Origin of the sequence: Lichenibacterium minor (assembly GCF_004137685.1) — a bacterium.
In the GTDB taxonomy this organism is placed as follows: Bacteria; Pseudomonadota; Alphaproteobacteria; order Rhizobiales; family Beijerinckiaceae; genus Lichenihabitans; species Lichenihabitans minor.
The window spans coordinates 156,546-168,785 of record NZ_QYBB01000007.1; the positions used below are offsets into that span (position 1 = coordinate 156,546).

The 12,240-nt window shown below is 72.3% G+C and carries 13 protein-coding genes and 1 pseudogene; 1 reads left to right on the forward strand and 13 read right to left on the reverse strand.

Translation table 11 applies throughout. The features are described 5' to 3' along the window. Window positions 1-7: 7 nt before the first annotated feature. From cdd to D3273_RS08825, 4 genes and pseudogenes are all read right to left on the reverse strand, one after another. A pseudogene (gene cdd / locus D3273_RS08810) lies at window positions 8-400 on the reverse strand (cytidine deaminase); the annotation flags it as partial. Window positions 401-536: 136 nt separating this feature from the next. Continuing rightward, window positions 537-1,514, reverse strand: coding sequence for an ABC transporter permease (locus tag D3273_RS08815; RefSeq protein ID WP_129225558.1), 978 nt, complete (start codon window positions 1,512-1,514; stop codon window positions 537-539). After that, on the reverse strand, window positions 1,514-2,626 hold the full coding sequence (locus D3273_RS08820) for an ABC transporter permease (RefSeq protein WP_245501072.1): 1,113 nt from the start codon (window positions 2,624-2,626) through the stop codon (window positions 1,514-1,516). The genes D3273_RS08815 and D3273_RS08820 overlap by 1 nt, the downstream gene beginning before the upstream one ends. Before the next feature lie 73 nt (window positions 2,627-2,699). Beyond that, a complete protein-coding gene (locus tag D3273_RS08825; protein ID WP_129225562.1) occupies window positions 2,700-3,128 on the reverse strand; it encodes a VOC family protein in 429 nt (142 codons plus the stop codon). Between the two features lie 219 nt (window positions 3,129-3,347). Here D3273_RS08825 and D3273_RS08830 point away from each other — a divergent pair, with 219 nt between their 5' ends. Continuing rightward, window positions 3,348-3,674 carry a hypothetical protein gene (locus tag D3273_RS08830; RefSeq protein WP_129225564.1) on the forward strand — a complete coding sequence of 109 codons (327 nt, stop codon included), beginning with the start codon at window positions 3,348-3,350 and terminating at the stop codon, window positions 3,672-3,674. Between the two features lie 48 nt (window positions 3,675-3,722). Here the strand turns inward: D3273_RS08830 and D3273_RS08835 are convergent, their stop codons facing one another. From D3273_RS08835 to D3273_RS08875, 9 genes are all read right to left on the reverse strand, one after another. Further along, the gene (locus D3273_RS08835) at window positions 3,723-5,129 is read right to left on the reverse strand and encodes an SEL1-like repeat protein (protein ID WP_129225566.1); all 1,407 of its coding nucleotides are present in this window, start codon (window positions 5,127-5,129) and stop codon (window positions 3,723-3,725) included. Window positions 5,130-5,230: 101 nt separating this feature from the next. Then, window positions 5,231-6,859, reverse strand: a complete 1,629-nt coding sequence (locus D3273_RS08840) for an ABC transporter ATP-binding protein (RefSeq protein ID WP_129225568.1) — start codon at window positions 6,857-6,859, stop codon at window positions 5,231-5,233. Then, window positions 6,849-8,270 carry a protein adenylyltransferase SelO family protein gene (locus D3273_RS08845; protein ID WP_129225570.1) on the reverse strand — a complete coding sequence of 474 codons (1,422 nt, stop codon included), beginning with the start codon at window positions 8,268-8,270 and terminating at the stop codon, window positions 6,849-6,851. Before D3273_RS08845 ends, D3273_RS08840 begins: the two co-directional genes overlap by 11 nt. 4 nt (window positions 8,271-8,274) lie before the next feature. Further along, entirely contained in the window at window positions 8,275-9,276 is a 1,002-nt protein-coding gene (locus D3273_RS08850) for a BMP family lipoprotein (RefSeq protein ID WP_129225572.1), read from the reverse strand. 109 nt (window positions 9,277-9,385) lie between these two features. Further along, window positions 9,386-9,628 carry a ribbon-helix-helix domain-containing protein gene (locus D3273_RS08855; protein ID WP_129225574.1) on the reverse strand — a complete coding sequence of 81 codons (243 nt, stop codon included), beginning with the start codon at window positions 9,626-9,628 and terminating at the stop codon, window positions 9,386-9,388. Beyond that, window positions 9,612-9,836: a DUF4169 family protein gene (locus D3273_RS08860; protein ID WP_129225576.1), complete on the reverse strand. Its 225-nt coding sequence runs from the start codon at window positions 9,834-9,836 to the stop codon at window positions 9,612-9,614. The genes D3273_RS08855 and D3273_RS08860 overlap by 17 nt, the downstream gene beginning before the upstream one ends. 8 nt (window positions 9,837-9,844) lie before the next feature. Beyond that, window positions 9,845-10,453 carry an SspB family protein gene (locus tag D3273_RS08865; protein ID WP_129225578.1) on the reverse strand — a complete coding sequence of 203 codons (609 nt, stop codon included), beginning with the start codon at window positions 10,451-10,453 and terminating at the stop codon, window positions 9,845-9,847. A 324-nt stretch (window positions 10,454-10,777) separates the two neighbouring features. Then, window positions 10,778-11,398, reverse strand: a complete 621-nt coding sequence (locus tag D3273_RS08870; RefSeq protein WP_129225580.1) for an urease subunit gamma — start codon at window positions 11,396-11,398, stop codon at window positions 10,778-10,780. Between the two features lie 13 nt (window positions 11,399-11,411). Next, window positions 11,412-12,239 (reverse strand): urease accessory protein UreD, encoded by an 828-nt coding sequence (locus tag D3273_RS08875; protein WP_129225582.1) that lies wholly within the window; start codon window positions 12,237-12,239, stop codon window positions 11,412-11,414. Between the last annotated feature and the right edge of the window lies 1 nt (window position 12,240).

Below are 12,240 nucleotides of genomic sequence, written 5' to 3' on the forward strand. Positions count from 1 at the left end.
GATGGTGGAGGTGGTCGGGCCCGAAGCTCGCGGGCAGGAGCTCGTCGAGGGTGAAGGAGCGGCGCGGGCCTTCCGGCCCCGCGACATGGATCGGCGTGCCGGGCCCCGCGAACTCGCGGATGCGCTGGCGGCAGCCGCCGCAGGGCGTGACCAGCGCGTCGCCGTCGCCCACCACCATCACGGCCGCGATGGCGCGCTCGCCGGCCAGCGCCATCGCGGCGATGGCGCCGGCTTCGGCGCAGGAGCCCTGCGGATAGGCGGCGTTCTCGACGTTGCACCCCGGAAAGATCCGCCCCGACGGCGTCAGGACGGCGGCGCCGACCTTGAAGCGCGAATAGGGCGCGTAGGCGTTGGCCTGCGCCGCCGCGGCCGCCGCGAACAGGTCATCGATGGCGGCCATGGCGGCTCCTTGAGGGCGCCGGCGGGGCGGCGAGGACGGCGGGGGATCAAACCCGCGGGGGGGCCTCCGGTCAAGACGGGTGTGGGGTTTCCCGGCCGTGACGGGCGCCCGCGCCGCCGCCCCGGTGGCGCGGGTGTCACCGCTCCTTCGTATAGGGGATCCCGCCCGCCTTGGGCGGCACGGCGCGCCCGATGAAGCCGGCCAGCAGCACCACCGTGAGGATGTAGGGCAGGGCCTGGATGGCCTGGACCGGGATCTCGCCGAGGCCGGCCACGGCCGTGCCCTGCAGGCGGATCGCGGCGGCGTCGAGGAAGCCGAACAGAAGGCAGGTGGCGAGCGCCGGCCAGGGACGCCACTTCGCGAAGACCAGCGCCGCCAGCGCGATGAAGCCCTTTCCGGCCGTCATGCCGGTCAGGAACCCCGCCGCCTGCCCGACGGACAGGTAGGTGCCGGCGAAGCCGCAGAGCAGGCCCGCGATGATCACCCCGCTGTAGCGGATGCCGCGCACCGACACGCCGGCGGTGTCGACAGCCGCGGGGTTCTCGCCCGTGGCGCGCAGGCGCAGGCCGAAGCGCGTGCGGTACAGCGCGAAGGCGGTCAGCGGCACGGCCAGCAGGGCGAGGTAGGTCAGCACGTCGTGGCCCGATACGAGGTCGCGGTATATCGGGCCGACCACGGGGACGGCGCCGGCCGCCCCGGCGCCGGGCCAGGCCATGCCCTCGAACCGGGACGCCGCCGCGGTGAGCTGCGGGGTGCGACCGCCCTGGCCGTACCACGCGTTGCCGACCGTCGCGGTGAGGCCGGCCGCCAGCAGGTTGACCGCCGCGCCCGACACGATCTGGTTGCCGCGCGCCTCGATGGAGGCGAAGCCGTGCGCCAGCGCGAAGGCCAGCGAGGCGAGGATGCCGGCGCCGAGCCCCACCCACGCGTTGCCGGACGCGGAAGCGGCTGCGGCCGACGCGAAGGCCGCCACGAGCATCTTGCCTTCGAGGCCGATGTCGAAGATGCCGGCGCGCTCCGACCACAGGCCGGCCAGGCAGGCGAAGATCAGCGGCACGGACAGCCGCAGGCTCGACGACAGGATCAGCGCCGCCGACGCGATGGCGTCCTCCATCAGGGCACCTCCCCGCCGGGCTCGGCGACCCGGGCCGGCAGGCTCGTTTCCCCCTTGTCGCCGGGCCCGAGCCGCGCCGCGAACAGGCGGGCGAGCCCGCGGCGGAACAGCCCTTCCAGCGCGCCGGCGAAGAACACCACGAGGCCCTGCACCACCACGATCATGTCGCGGGTGATCTTGGGCTCGTCGAAGGCGAGTTCGGCGCCGCCCTGGTACAGCATGCCGAACAGGAAGGAGGCCAGCACGACGCCGAGCGGGTGCCCGCGCCCCATCAGCGCCACCGCGATGCCGACGAAGCCGTAGCCGGAGGTGAAGTCGAGCAGCAGGCGGTTCTGCACGCCGGTGATCTCGTTGACGGCGACGCCGCCCGCGAGCGCGCCGGACAGCGCCATGGTGAGCACGGTGACCCGCGCCGGCGAGATGCCGCCGTAGACGGCGGCCCAAGGGTTCTGGCCCACGGTGCGGATCTCGTAGCCGGTGCGCGTCCGCCACACGAAGACCCAGACGGCGAGCGCGCAGGCGAGCGCCAGGACGAAGGACAGGTTCAAGGGCGTCGTCGGGGCGGCGATGCCCAGCCCGGCCAGCACGGCCTTCATCGACGGCACGGTGGCGGACGGCGGGAATGCGGCCGATTCCGCCTGCATGTCGCCTGTCGGGCGCAGCACGTTCACCAGCAGGTAGGCCATCAGGGTCGAGGCCAGGAAGTTGAACATGATCGTCGTGATGACGATGTGGCTCCCGCGCTTCGCCTGCAGGGCGCCGGGCACGGCCGCCCAGGCGGCGCCGAAGACGGCGGCGCCGAGCACGGCGGCGGGGATGAGGATCCAGGGCGGGAGGAAGCCGCCGTGGAGGCACACGAGGGCGGCGCCGAGCCCGCCCACGTAGGCCTGCCCTTCGGCGCCGATGTTGAAGAGGCCGCCCTGGAAAGCCAGCGCCACGGCGAGGCCGGTGAAGATGAAGTCGGTGGCGTAGTAGAGCGTGAAGCCGAGCCCTTCGCCCGAGCCGAGGCTGCCCCCCACGAGTTCGCGCAGGGCGTTCCACGGGTCGACCCCGATGGCCGCCACCACGAGGCCGCCGGCCCCGAAGGCCGCCACCACGGCCAGCACCGGCACCAGCACCACGTCGGCCCAGGCGGGCAGGGGGCGGGCGGCGCTCAGGGGAGCCCCCGCGCGGGTCGCCGCCCGGTCATTCCGGCAACGCCAGGTTCCCGTCGGCGTCGAGCGGGAAGAAGGGATTGTGGGCCAGTTCCCAGATGTGGCCGTCGGGGTCGGAGAAATACCCCGAATAGCCGCCCCAGAAGGCCGTCTCGGGCTTCTTCAGCGCCGTCGCGCCGGCCGAGACGGCTTTCGCGAAGGCGGCGTCCACCGCCTTGGGGCTGTCGAGGTTCTGGGCCAGCGTGATCCCCGAGAAGCCCGGCTGCGAATCGGCGATCCCGGCGTCGGCGGCCAGCGCCCCCCGCGCGAAGAGCGACAGCGCGGCGCCGTTCATCTGGAAGAACGCCACCTCGTCGCCCTGGCTGGCGCTCGACGCCGTCCACCCGAGCTTCTCGTAGAAGCGCCGCGCGGCCGGCACCGAGGCCACGCCGAGCGTCACGATCGTCACACGCTGGTCCAAACTCGATCGCCTCTCGCACGAGGCAGAAGAGCCCCGGGACCGGAGCCTGTCGCCCGGCGGGGCTCAGGTCAACCGCGTCGGGCCCCACCGCACGCCGGTCCCCGGCGGTGGACCCCGGGACGCGGGCGGGGCCCTCGCCCGCTCGCCAACCTTCGATTGATGAAAAACGCCACATCGCCTAAAACGTGTAACGCTGCACCTCGAAGCGAGACGGTCGCGATGTCCACGTCAGATCACATTCAAACGACGGGCTCGGCCGTCACCATCCTCACCGGCATCGTGGCCGCGATCGTCTTCCTGTCGAAGCTCGAAAACCGCGTGTCCCGGCTCGAAGAACAGGTCCGATCGTCCACCCTGGCCCCCTCGGTCTCGACGACGGACAGGGACGGCGGGGCGGCCGCCGCCCAAGCGGCCCCGAACGCGGTCGCACAGAACTGCGGCGACCTCGCGAAACAGAACGCGGACGAGATCAGCAAGGGTTTCCTGTTGAGCTCGGACCGCATCCAGAAGACGATGGCGGAACAGGGCTGCGCGCGGCAGCGATAGGTCGGGCCGCGCCCGCTCGATCCGCCCCGCCGCCCGCCCTGTTCGGTTCTAACGCTTGAACCTGTTCATGGCGCCGCCCACGATGCCGAGCACCATCCGTCCAGCCTCTTCCTGCCTGATCGCTTGTTGCCGCATCTGTTCGACCTGGCTGGCCTTCGTGGCTTCCGTCCGAACCTGTTCGGCTTCCATCTGCTCGATGGCCGTGACGGCGTCGCTGTTGCCCAGTTTGGCGGCGCGACGGTACAGGGCCAGCGCGTCCTCGGACCCGGCCTCGTTGTAGCTCCCACGCCGCATGAAGCCGGCGAGGCTCACCATCGCATCCGAATCACCAGCAGCGACGCCCGCCTCGAAGGCCCGCGTCGCACCGGCGAAGTCGTTCCGACCGACGCGGCGGTCGAGCAGTCCCCAGCCGTAGTTGTCGTAGGCCGCGGGATAGCGCTCGTCGCAAAGCCTCTTGAACAGGAGCAGCGCCCGTTTCGGGTCGTCGACGCTGTAGGCCCGTGCAAGCTGGTAGCGGAAGCGCATCTCTCCGGGCTGGAGACGAATGGCGGCTTCGCAATCGGGAATGGCGGTCGCCGCCCGCGACCGGAGCGTGTCCCACGCGGCCCCGGTCACCGAAGCGGGCTTTCGCGGGTCGTTCGAATTGGCTGTGCCGGCGTCGCAGCTCTGGATGTGCTGCGCGTCCTGCGTCGCACGAAGGTCGCTGGCCTGCTTGGCCGCCGCTGCCCGCTCCTGCGACAAGGCCGCCTCCCGCTGCTGCCGTTCCGCCGTGTCGAGGGCATCCTTGCGGCGCTTGGCCATCAGGGCTCTCCAGTAACCCTGGAACTGCCGGTCCACCCGTTTCAGAGGATCGCCGGTGCCCGGATCGAAGCCGGCCTTGTCGAAGAACGTGAAGGTTTCACCGGGGCCGGCCCAATACCAGAGTTGAGGCTCCCCGGTGACCGGGCTGAACCAGCTCGCCTTGTCGGGGTCGACGACCTGTGGCGGCCGGCGATCCGCGACCATGAGATCCTTCCGCTTCGGCCGGCAAACCATCACTTCGGCGGCGAGTTCGAGGCTCTGGTGGCCCGCCGGTCCGTCGACGGCCTCGCTGAGCAGTTTGACGCGCACGAGGCCTCGATAATTATACTGTGCGACGTCCTGGAGCCGGAGTTTCACCCCGCTTCGGTCGAGCCCTGTCTCGGCGCTGCCGGGTGAACCGACCTCGCGCGTGTGCCGCGTGTCGGCCTCGTTGTTGAGGTCCGACGACACGGACTGCGACGAATCGATCGCTATGCCGATGACCTCCGCGACGGCGAGCCTGCCGACCTCGTCGATGGCGCGCACGTGCGCGATTTCCGGCGTTTCGCCCGGCCTGAGGTCGATGCGCCGGTGTTGCGACGTGGTGACGATGTCGCTGCACTCGTCGTTCTCGAAGGCTCTCGCCTGGCAGACGGCGATCAGGAACAGGCCCACGGTCAGGGCCGCGGTGGACGTCCGCAGGATGAAAGGTCTCATGTCGTGCCGTCGCACATCACACCGGCATGGTGGTGGTTGATATGCGATCTACCCTACAATCATATCGTGTGTTTCGCCAGACCTCCCGACGGAGATGCGGCGAAGCGCTCGTCCTCCACCCCCGCCATCATCAGCCCGATCTCGCCCACGAAGGCGGGGTCGCCCGCGGCGTCCCGCGGCGGGCGGCGCGTGCCCGTGAGGCGGCCGCCGCACATGACGAGGATCAGGTCGCCGAGCGCCAGCACCTCGTCGAGTTCCACCGACACGACCAGCACCGCGACCCCGGCGTCGCGCAGCGCCACGAGGCGGCGGTGGATGAACGCGATGGCGCCGATGTCGACGCCGCGGGTCGGCTGGCCGCAGAGCACCACCTTCGGGCCGCGCTCCAGTTCGCGGGCGAGCACGATCTTCTGCTGGTTGCCGCCGGAAAAATTGGCGCTCTTCAACCGCGGCGCCGCGGGGCGCACGTCGTAGTCCGCCATCTTGCGCGCGGCGTCGGCCAGCACGGCGCGGCGGCGGAGAAAGGGGCCAAAGCCGAAGCGGGGCTCGCGATGGATGCCGAGGATCGCGCTTTCGGCCGCCTCGAAGGCGGTGACGAGCCCCATGCGGTGCCGGTCCTCCGGCACATGGACGAGGCCGAGCCGCCCGAGCGACGCCGGGTTGCGCCCGGCCGGCGGCACGGCACGGCCGTCGATCAGGATTTCGCCGGAGCCGAGCGGCCGGATGCCGGCCAGCGCTTCGAGCAGTTCGGACTGGCCGTTGCCGGCGATCCCGGCGAGGCCGGCGATCTCGCCCGCCCGCAGGGTGAAGGACACGTCGTCGACGAGCTTCACGCCGCCGGCGCCGAAGCAGGTCAGGTTGCGGACCTCGAGCCGCGGCGGCCCGGGGGCGGCGGGCGCGCGCGACACGGCGAGGGACACGCGGCGGCCCACCATGGCGTCGGCGAGCGCGGCCGGCGTGGTGGCGGCGGTGTCGACCGTTTCGACGACCGTGCCGCGGCGCATCACCGACACGCGGTCCGTCACCGCCATGATCTCGCGCAGCTTGTGGGTGATCAGCACCACGGTCACGCCCTGCGCCTTGAGCTTGCGCAGCAGGACGAAGAGCCCGTCGGCTTCCGCGGGGGTGAGCACGGCGGTGGGCTCGTCGAGGATCAGCACGGCGGCGCCGCGCAGCAGCGCCTTGACGATCTCGACGCGCTGCTGCAGCCCGACGCCGAGCCGGCCCACGAGCGCGTCGGGGTCGACGGCGAGGCCGTAGTCGCGGGCGAGCTCGGCCATGCGGGCCCGGGTCGCGCGGGCGCCGCTGCGCAGAAGCGCGCCGCCTTCGGCGCCGAGCATCACGTTGTCGAGCACGCTCAGCGTGTCGACCAGCATGAAGTGCTGGTGGACCATGCCGATGCCGTGCCGGATCGAGTCCTTCGAGGACGCGATGCGGACGGGTGTTCCTTTCACGCGGATCTCGCCGGCGTCGGCCTCGTAGAAGCCGTAGACGATCGACATCAGCGTCGACTTGCCGGCGCCGTTCTCGCCCACGATGCCGTGGATGGTGCCGGCGGCCACGGACAGGTTGACGTCGCGGTTGGCCCGCACGGGGCCGAAGCTCTTCGAGATGCCGACGAGGTCGAGGGCGGGGGCCGTCCCCGTTTCCCGCTCGTGGGAGAAGGGCGTCCGCGGCTCACGCCCCATAGGCCACCCGCATCGCCTCGATCTCGTCGAGCTTGGCACGGAACAGCGACCAGTCGTCGTCCCTGTTCACCGCGGCCAGGATCGCCTCGACCTCCGGGTGGAGCAGCGTGCAGGGTTCTCCCTTCGCGAAATAGGCGTGGTCCAGCCCCGCGTCGCCGTCGGGCTCGGCCGCGTCCATCGCGGCCCGCAGCACCCCGTAGGCTTCGCCGGCGTAGAAGGCCGCGCCGGGGCCTCGGGCCGCCCGGCCCGCCGACAGGCGCCCGCCGCGGTGATCGAACAAGGCCTGTTCGAAGGGCGCGCCGGACGCCTCCAGGAAGGTCCAGAACATCTCGACGAGCCGCTTGTCCGCTTCGGGGTCGGCCGAGGCCCGCAGGCCCAGCCGCCGCAGCGTTTCCTCCACGAAGGCGGCGCGGAACGCCGGGGCGAAGCCGCCGAGCGTGGCTTCCAGCTCCGCCTGGGGCGCCACCTCGAGCAGGCATTCGGCCAGGCGCGTCAGGTTCCACAGCAGCACGGTCGGCTGCCGCCCATAGGCGTAGCGGCCGGCGTGGTCGAAATAGGCCGCCGTGAAGGCCGGGTCGTAGGTCGGCAGGAAGCGCCACGGCCCGTAGTCGAAGGACTCCCCCGTCACGTTGATGTTGTCGGTGTTGAGCACGCCGTGGACGAAGCCGGCCGCCATCCATTGCGCGCCGGTGCGGGCCACGTCTCGGCACACCCCTTCCAGGAACGCGACCGCGGTCGCGGCCGGCGTGTCCCGCCGCGCGTCCGGCCGATAGGCGTCGACCGCGTGGTCGAGCAGCCGTTGGATGTTGGCCGCTTCCTCCAGGTAGCGCAGGCGCTGGAACGAGCCGATGCGGATGTGGGAATGCGACAGCCGCACCAGCACGGCGGAGCGCGTCGGCGACGGTTCGTCGCCGCGCTCCAGGTCCTCGCCGGTCTCGATCAGGCTGAAGCTCTTCGAGGTGTTCACCCCCATGGCTTCCAGCAGCGCGGTGGCCAGCACCTCGCGGATGCCGCCGTTCAGCGTCAACCGCCCGTCCCCAGCGCGCGACCAGGGCGTCGTGCCGCTGCCCTTGGTGCCGAGGTCGAGCAGCCGCCCGTCGGCGAGGTCGTGCATCTGGGCGAACAGGAACCCGCGGCCGTCGCCGAGGTCCGGGTTGTAGTGGCCGAACTGGTGGCCGTGGTAGCGCAGCGCGATCGGCCCCGGCAGGGTGCCGGGCAGGGGGGCGAAGCGGCCGAAGTGGCGCGCCCATTCGGCGTCGTCGAGCGACGCCAGGCCGACGCGCGCCGCCCAGCGGTCGTTGCGATAGCGGATGTCGGTCCGCGGGAAGTCGGCGGGCGCCACCGGGTCGAAGAAGGCGTCCCCCAGCGCGAGATGCCGCGTCGAGGGCCGGAAATCGGGGGACAGGCTCACCCGATCAATCCGGGCACTTGTTGTCCGCCATGTAGTCGTGGACCACGAGCTTGCCCGATTCGATGTCGGCCGCCGCCGCCTGGGCGGCCTTGATCATCGCGGGCGTCAGCAGCGCCTTGTTGTACTGGTCCTCGGCATAGCCGACGCCGTCCTGCTTCAAGCCCAGCACCGTGATGCCCGGCTTCCAGGTGCCGTCCTTGGAAGCGGTGAAGCTGTCCTTCACGGCCACGTCGACGCGCTTCAGCATGGAGGTGAGGACGTGGCCGGGGAACAGGCCGTCCTGGTTCGAATCGACGCCGATGCCGAGCTTGCCGGCGTCGGCCGCCGCCTGGAGCACGCCGTTCCCGGTGGCGCCGGCCGCGTGGTAGATCACGTCGGCGCCGCGGTCGATCTGCGATTTGGCGAGTTCGCCGCCCTTCACGGGGTCGTGCCACGCATCGGCCGTGGTGCCGGTCATGTTCTGCAGCACCTCGACCTTCGGGTTGGCATATTTCGCGCCCTGCGCGTAGCCGCAGGAGAACTTGTGGATCAGCGGTATGTCCATGCCGCCCACGAAACCGACCTTGCCGGTCTTAGACGCCATGGCGCCGAGCAGGCCGACCAGGAACGAGCCTTCGCCCTCCTTGAACAGCACCGACTGGACATTGGGCTTGTCCACCACGGCGTCGACGATGGTGAAGCGCGTGTCGGGGAACTCGGCCGCGACCTTCTCCAGCGCGCTGGCCTGGCTGAAGCCGATCGCCACGACGGGGTTGAACCCGTCCTTGGCGAACTTGCGCATCGCCTGTTCGCGCTGGGCGTCGTTCTGGATCTCGAAGTCGCGGAAGGCGACGCCGGTCGCCTGCTTGAAGGCTTCGGCGCCGTGCAACGCGCCCTCGTTGAAGCTTTTGTCGAACTTGCCGCCCATGTCGTAGATCAGGGCCGGCTTGGTGTCGGCGGCCTGCGCCGCGCCCGCGATCAGGAGGCCCGCGCCCGCCAACAATGCCGCAATCCCGCCCTGAGCCATCGTGCCGATCCCCGCCCGCGGCGCCCCTCGGGCACCCTCGGGGGCGGAGCATGGCACGGCGCGTGCCGGGCGGGAAGACGTCCCCCGAGGGCGCCGGGCGCCTATCCTCTCAAAGCGGGGCGCGGCTTCGGAAATGGTCGAGCACGAAGACCCGGATCGCCGACGACAGGTTGGCGGCGCCCCGCCCCCGGTCGATCTCGGCCACGAGGCCGGCGACCGTCGAGGCCCGCGCCGCCGCGATGTCGCGCAGGCCCGACCAGAAGGCGTCCTCGAGCGAGATGCTGGTGCGGTGGCCGGCGACGGTCAGCGACCGCTTGCCGACGACCGTTCCGCCGTCAGCGGGCGGGGCCACCCTGGGGCGCTCCGCACCCGGTGTCGTCGGGCGGCGCGTCGCGGCGGTGGCCGTCGAGCCGCGCCGCCGCCCGCGCCGCCTCGTCGGCCGACGCGTCGCGCTCCTCGCGCGTGCGGCCGAAGGCGGCGCGGTTGCGGGCCGCGTCCTCCGCCCGCCCGGCGCGGTCGCGCCCCTTGCGGAACCGGCGGAGGTTGACGAGGTCGCCCACGGGCCGCGTCAGGGCTTCTTGCGGAACGCGTCGATGGAGACGACCTTCGGCCCCCCCGAGGCGGCTTCGCCGCCGGCGTCCTCGTCCTCGTCCGGCACCTTGGCCAGCACGGGCTTCGGCTTGTCCTTGCTCTTGTCGTCCGGCCTGGGCTGCGCATCCCCGAAGCGGGGCGGCAGGTGCGCGTCGACGGTGGCCAGGGCCCGGGGGCCCTTGGGGGCCTCGGCCAGGGCCGGCTTCTGCGGCGCGTCGGCCGGCGATCCCGCGTCCTTGGTGTCGAACTTCAGCCCGAAGGTGACGGACGGGTCCTGGAACATCGTGATGGCGACGAAGGGCACGAACAGCCGTTCCGGCATGTTGTTGAACGACAGGCCCACCTCGAAGCCGGCCTCCGTCACGGTCAGGCCCCAGAACTGGTGCTGGAGGATCACCGTCATCTCGTCCGGATAGCGTTCGCGCATCCGGCTCGACAGGCGCAGGCCGGGCGTCACGGTCTTGAAGGTGATGAAGAAGTGGTGCTCGCCCTGCAGCCCGTTGCGGGCCACGTCGGTCAGGACCTGGCGCACGACCCCCCGCAGAGCGTCCTGGACGAGCAGGTCGTAACGGATCAGGTCGGCCATCGTGTTCCACCGGTGGGCATGCGGGACGGGGCGGCCGCCGCCGATGCCGGCGCGCCCGAACCGCCCGAAAGCGTGAGCGTCGTGCCGGACGGGCCGCAGATGCGACATGGTCAGGCGACGGGCATGGCGGCCGGTGTCGAAACGACGGCACGACCGGGGGCGCCTCCGCCACCGATCCTTCGCCGGCGCGCATCGCGCGGCCCGGACGCCATGGCGGGATGATAAGGGGGCGGCCGGCCGAAGTCCAGACTGGGCGCGGCCCGGCGCCCGCGGCCGCTCATCGGGGGCGGGAGGTCCCCCCGCGCGGGTGGAGTGGGGGGAGCCTCAGAGACGCCCCATCACCTCGCCGCGGAACCCGTACACTTCGCGGGCGCCGGCGAGCGCCACGAGCCGCACTTCGCGGCTCTGCCCCGGCTCGAACCGCACCGCGGTGCCGGCCGGGATGTCGAGCCGGAAGCCGCGCGTGCGGGGCCGGTCGAACTTCAGGCCCGGGTTGGTTTCGAAGAAATGGTAGTGCGAGCCCACCTGGATCGGCCGGTCGCCCGCGTTCACCACCTCCAGCGTCAGCGTGTCCCGCCCCTCGTTCATCGTGATGTCGCCCGCGGCCGGCAGGGCTTCGCCGGGGATCAGCGCGTCGTCGGCGCCGCGGATGGGGTGGTGCACCGTCACGAGCTTGGTGCCGTCCGGGAAGGTGGCCTCGACCTGGATGTCGTGGATCATCGAGGCCACGCCCTCCATCACCTGATCGGCGCGCAGGACCTCGGTGCCGGCCCGCATCAGCGCGGCGACGCTGCGCCCGTCGCGCGCGCCCTCGACCACGGCGTCGGTGATGAGCGCCACCGCTTCGGGGTGGTTCAGCTTCACGCCGCGCTCCAGCCGCCGCCGGGCCACCTGGGCGGCGAGGGCGACCAGCAGCTTGTCCTTCTCCCGCGGCGTGAGGTTCATGCGGCTCGTCCCGTCAGGCCCAGAGGCGGGGCAGGGCGCGCCCCCGCAGTCCGGACAACAGGTCGACGATAGCGGTGCGCAGCGCCCGTGGCGAGGGCGACAGGGCGCGGGCGACCAGCAGGCCGTTCCACGCGCTGGCGCCGCCCGCCACATCGGCGACGTCCAGCGCCGCGCGGGCGGCGTCGAGCCCGTCCCCGGCGCGGCGCGACGCCCACACCACGGTGGCGCAGGCGCGGGCGCCGCCGCCCAGCGCCGGCCGGTCGAGCAGGCCCGCGACGTCGCCGCCGATGTCGAGGTCCTCGGCCAGGGCGAGCCGCCCGCCGCGCCGCACCCGCCAGCGGTCGCGCACCCGGCCCGAGCCCATGCGCTCGCCCATGCCGAGCCGGCCGAAGACCAGCATCTCGGCCATCAGGAGGTCGGCGTCCTCCTCCACCTCGACGTCGAGGCGCCGGCGGAGGCGCGCCCCGTCGAAGAGGATCGTTTCCTGCGGCAGCCAGTCGAGCGCGGCGCCGGGGCCGACCGCGAGGGCGACGCCGACGCGGGTCTCGGCCTCGGCCCCTCCGGCCTCCGCGCCGCGGTACACCTTCTCGGCCGCCGTGGTGGTGAGCGTGACGGCGGCGCCGGCCTCGGCCGCGAAGGAGAAGTCGGCGCGGTCGCCGCCCGCCATTCCGCCTCCGGTGTTGACGATCACGGCCTCGCAGGGGCCGCCGTGCGTGCGGGGCAGGCGCAGCCGGTAGCCGCCGGCCTCGTGCGGGCCGACCACCTCGGTGCGGGTGCCGACGCGGCGAAAGCCGGCCGCGAGGGTGCCGCGGGCGCGGTTCGAGGGGGAAGCATCGGTCATG

Bases quoted from the DNA above. Each gene is read 5' to 3' on its own strand.
- D3273_RS08850 (WP_129225572.1), bottom strand. From the start codon at position 9,276: ATGGCTCAGGGCGGGATTGCGGCATTGTTGGCGGGCGCGGGCCTCCTG.
- D3273_RS08865 (WP_129225578.1), bottom strand. From the start codon at position 10,453: ATGGCCGACCTGATCCGTTACGACCTGCTCGTCCAGGACGCTCTGCGG.
- D3273_RS08840 (WP_129225568.1), bottom strand. From the start codon at position 6,859: ATGGGGCGTGAGCCGCGGACGCCCTTCTCCCACGAGCGGGAAACGGGG.
- D3273_RS08875 (WP_129225582.1), bottom strand. From the start codon at position 12,239: ATGACCGATGCTTCCCCCTCGAACCGCGCCCGCGGCACCCTCGCGGCC.
- D3273_RS08870 (WP_129225580.1), bottom strand. From the start codon at position 11,398: ATGAACCTCACGCCGCGGGAGAAGGACAAGCTGCTGGTCGCCCTCGCC.
- D3273_RS08815 (WP_129225558.1), bottom strand. From the start codon at position 1,514: ATGGAGGACGCCATCGCGTCGGCGGCGCTGATCCTGTCGTCGAGCCTG.
- D3273_RS08830 (WP_129225564.1), top strand. From the start codon at position 3,348: ATGTCCACGTCAGATCACATTCAAACGACGGGCTCGGCCGTCACCATC.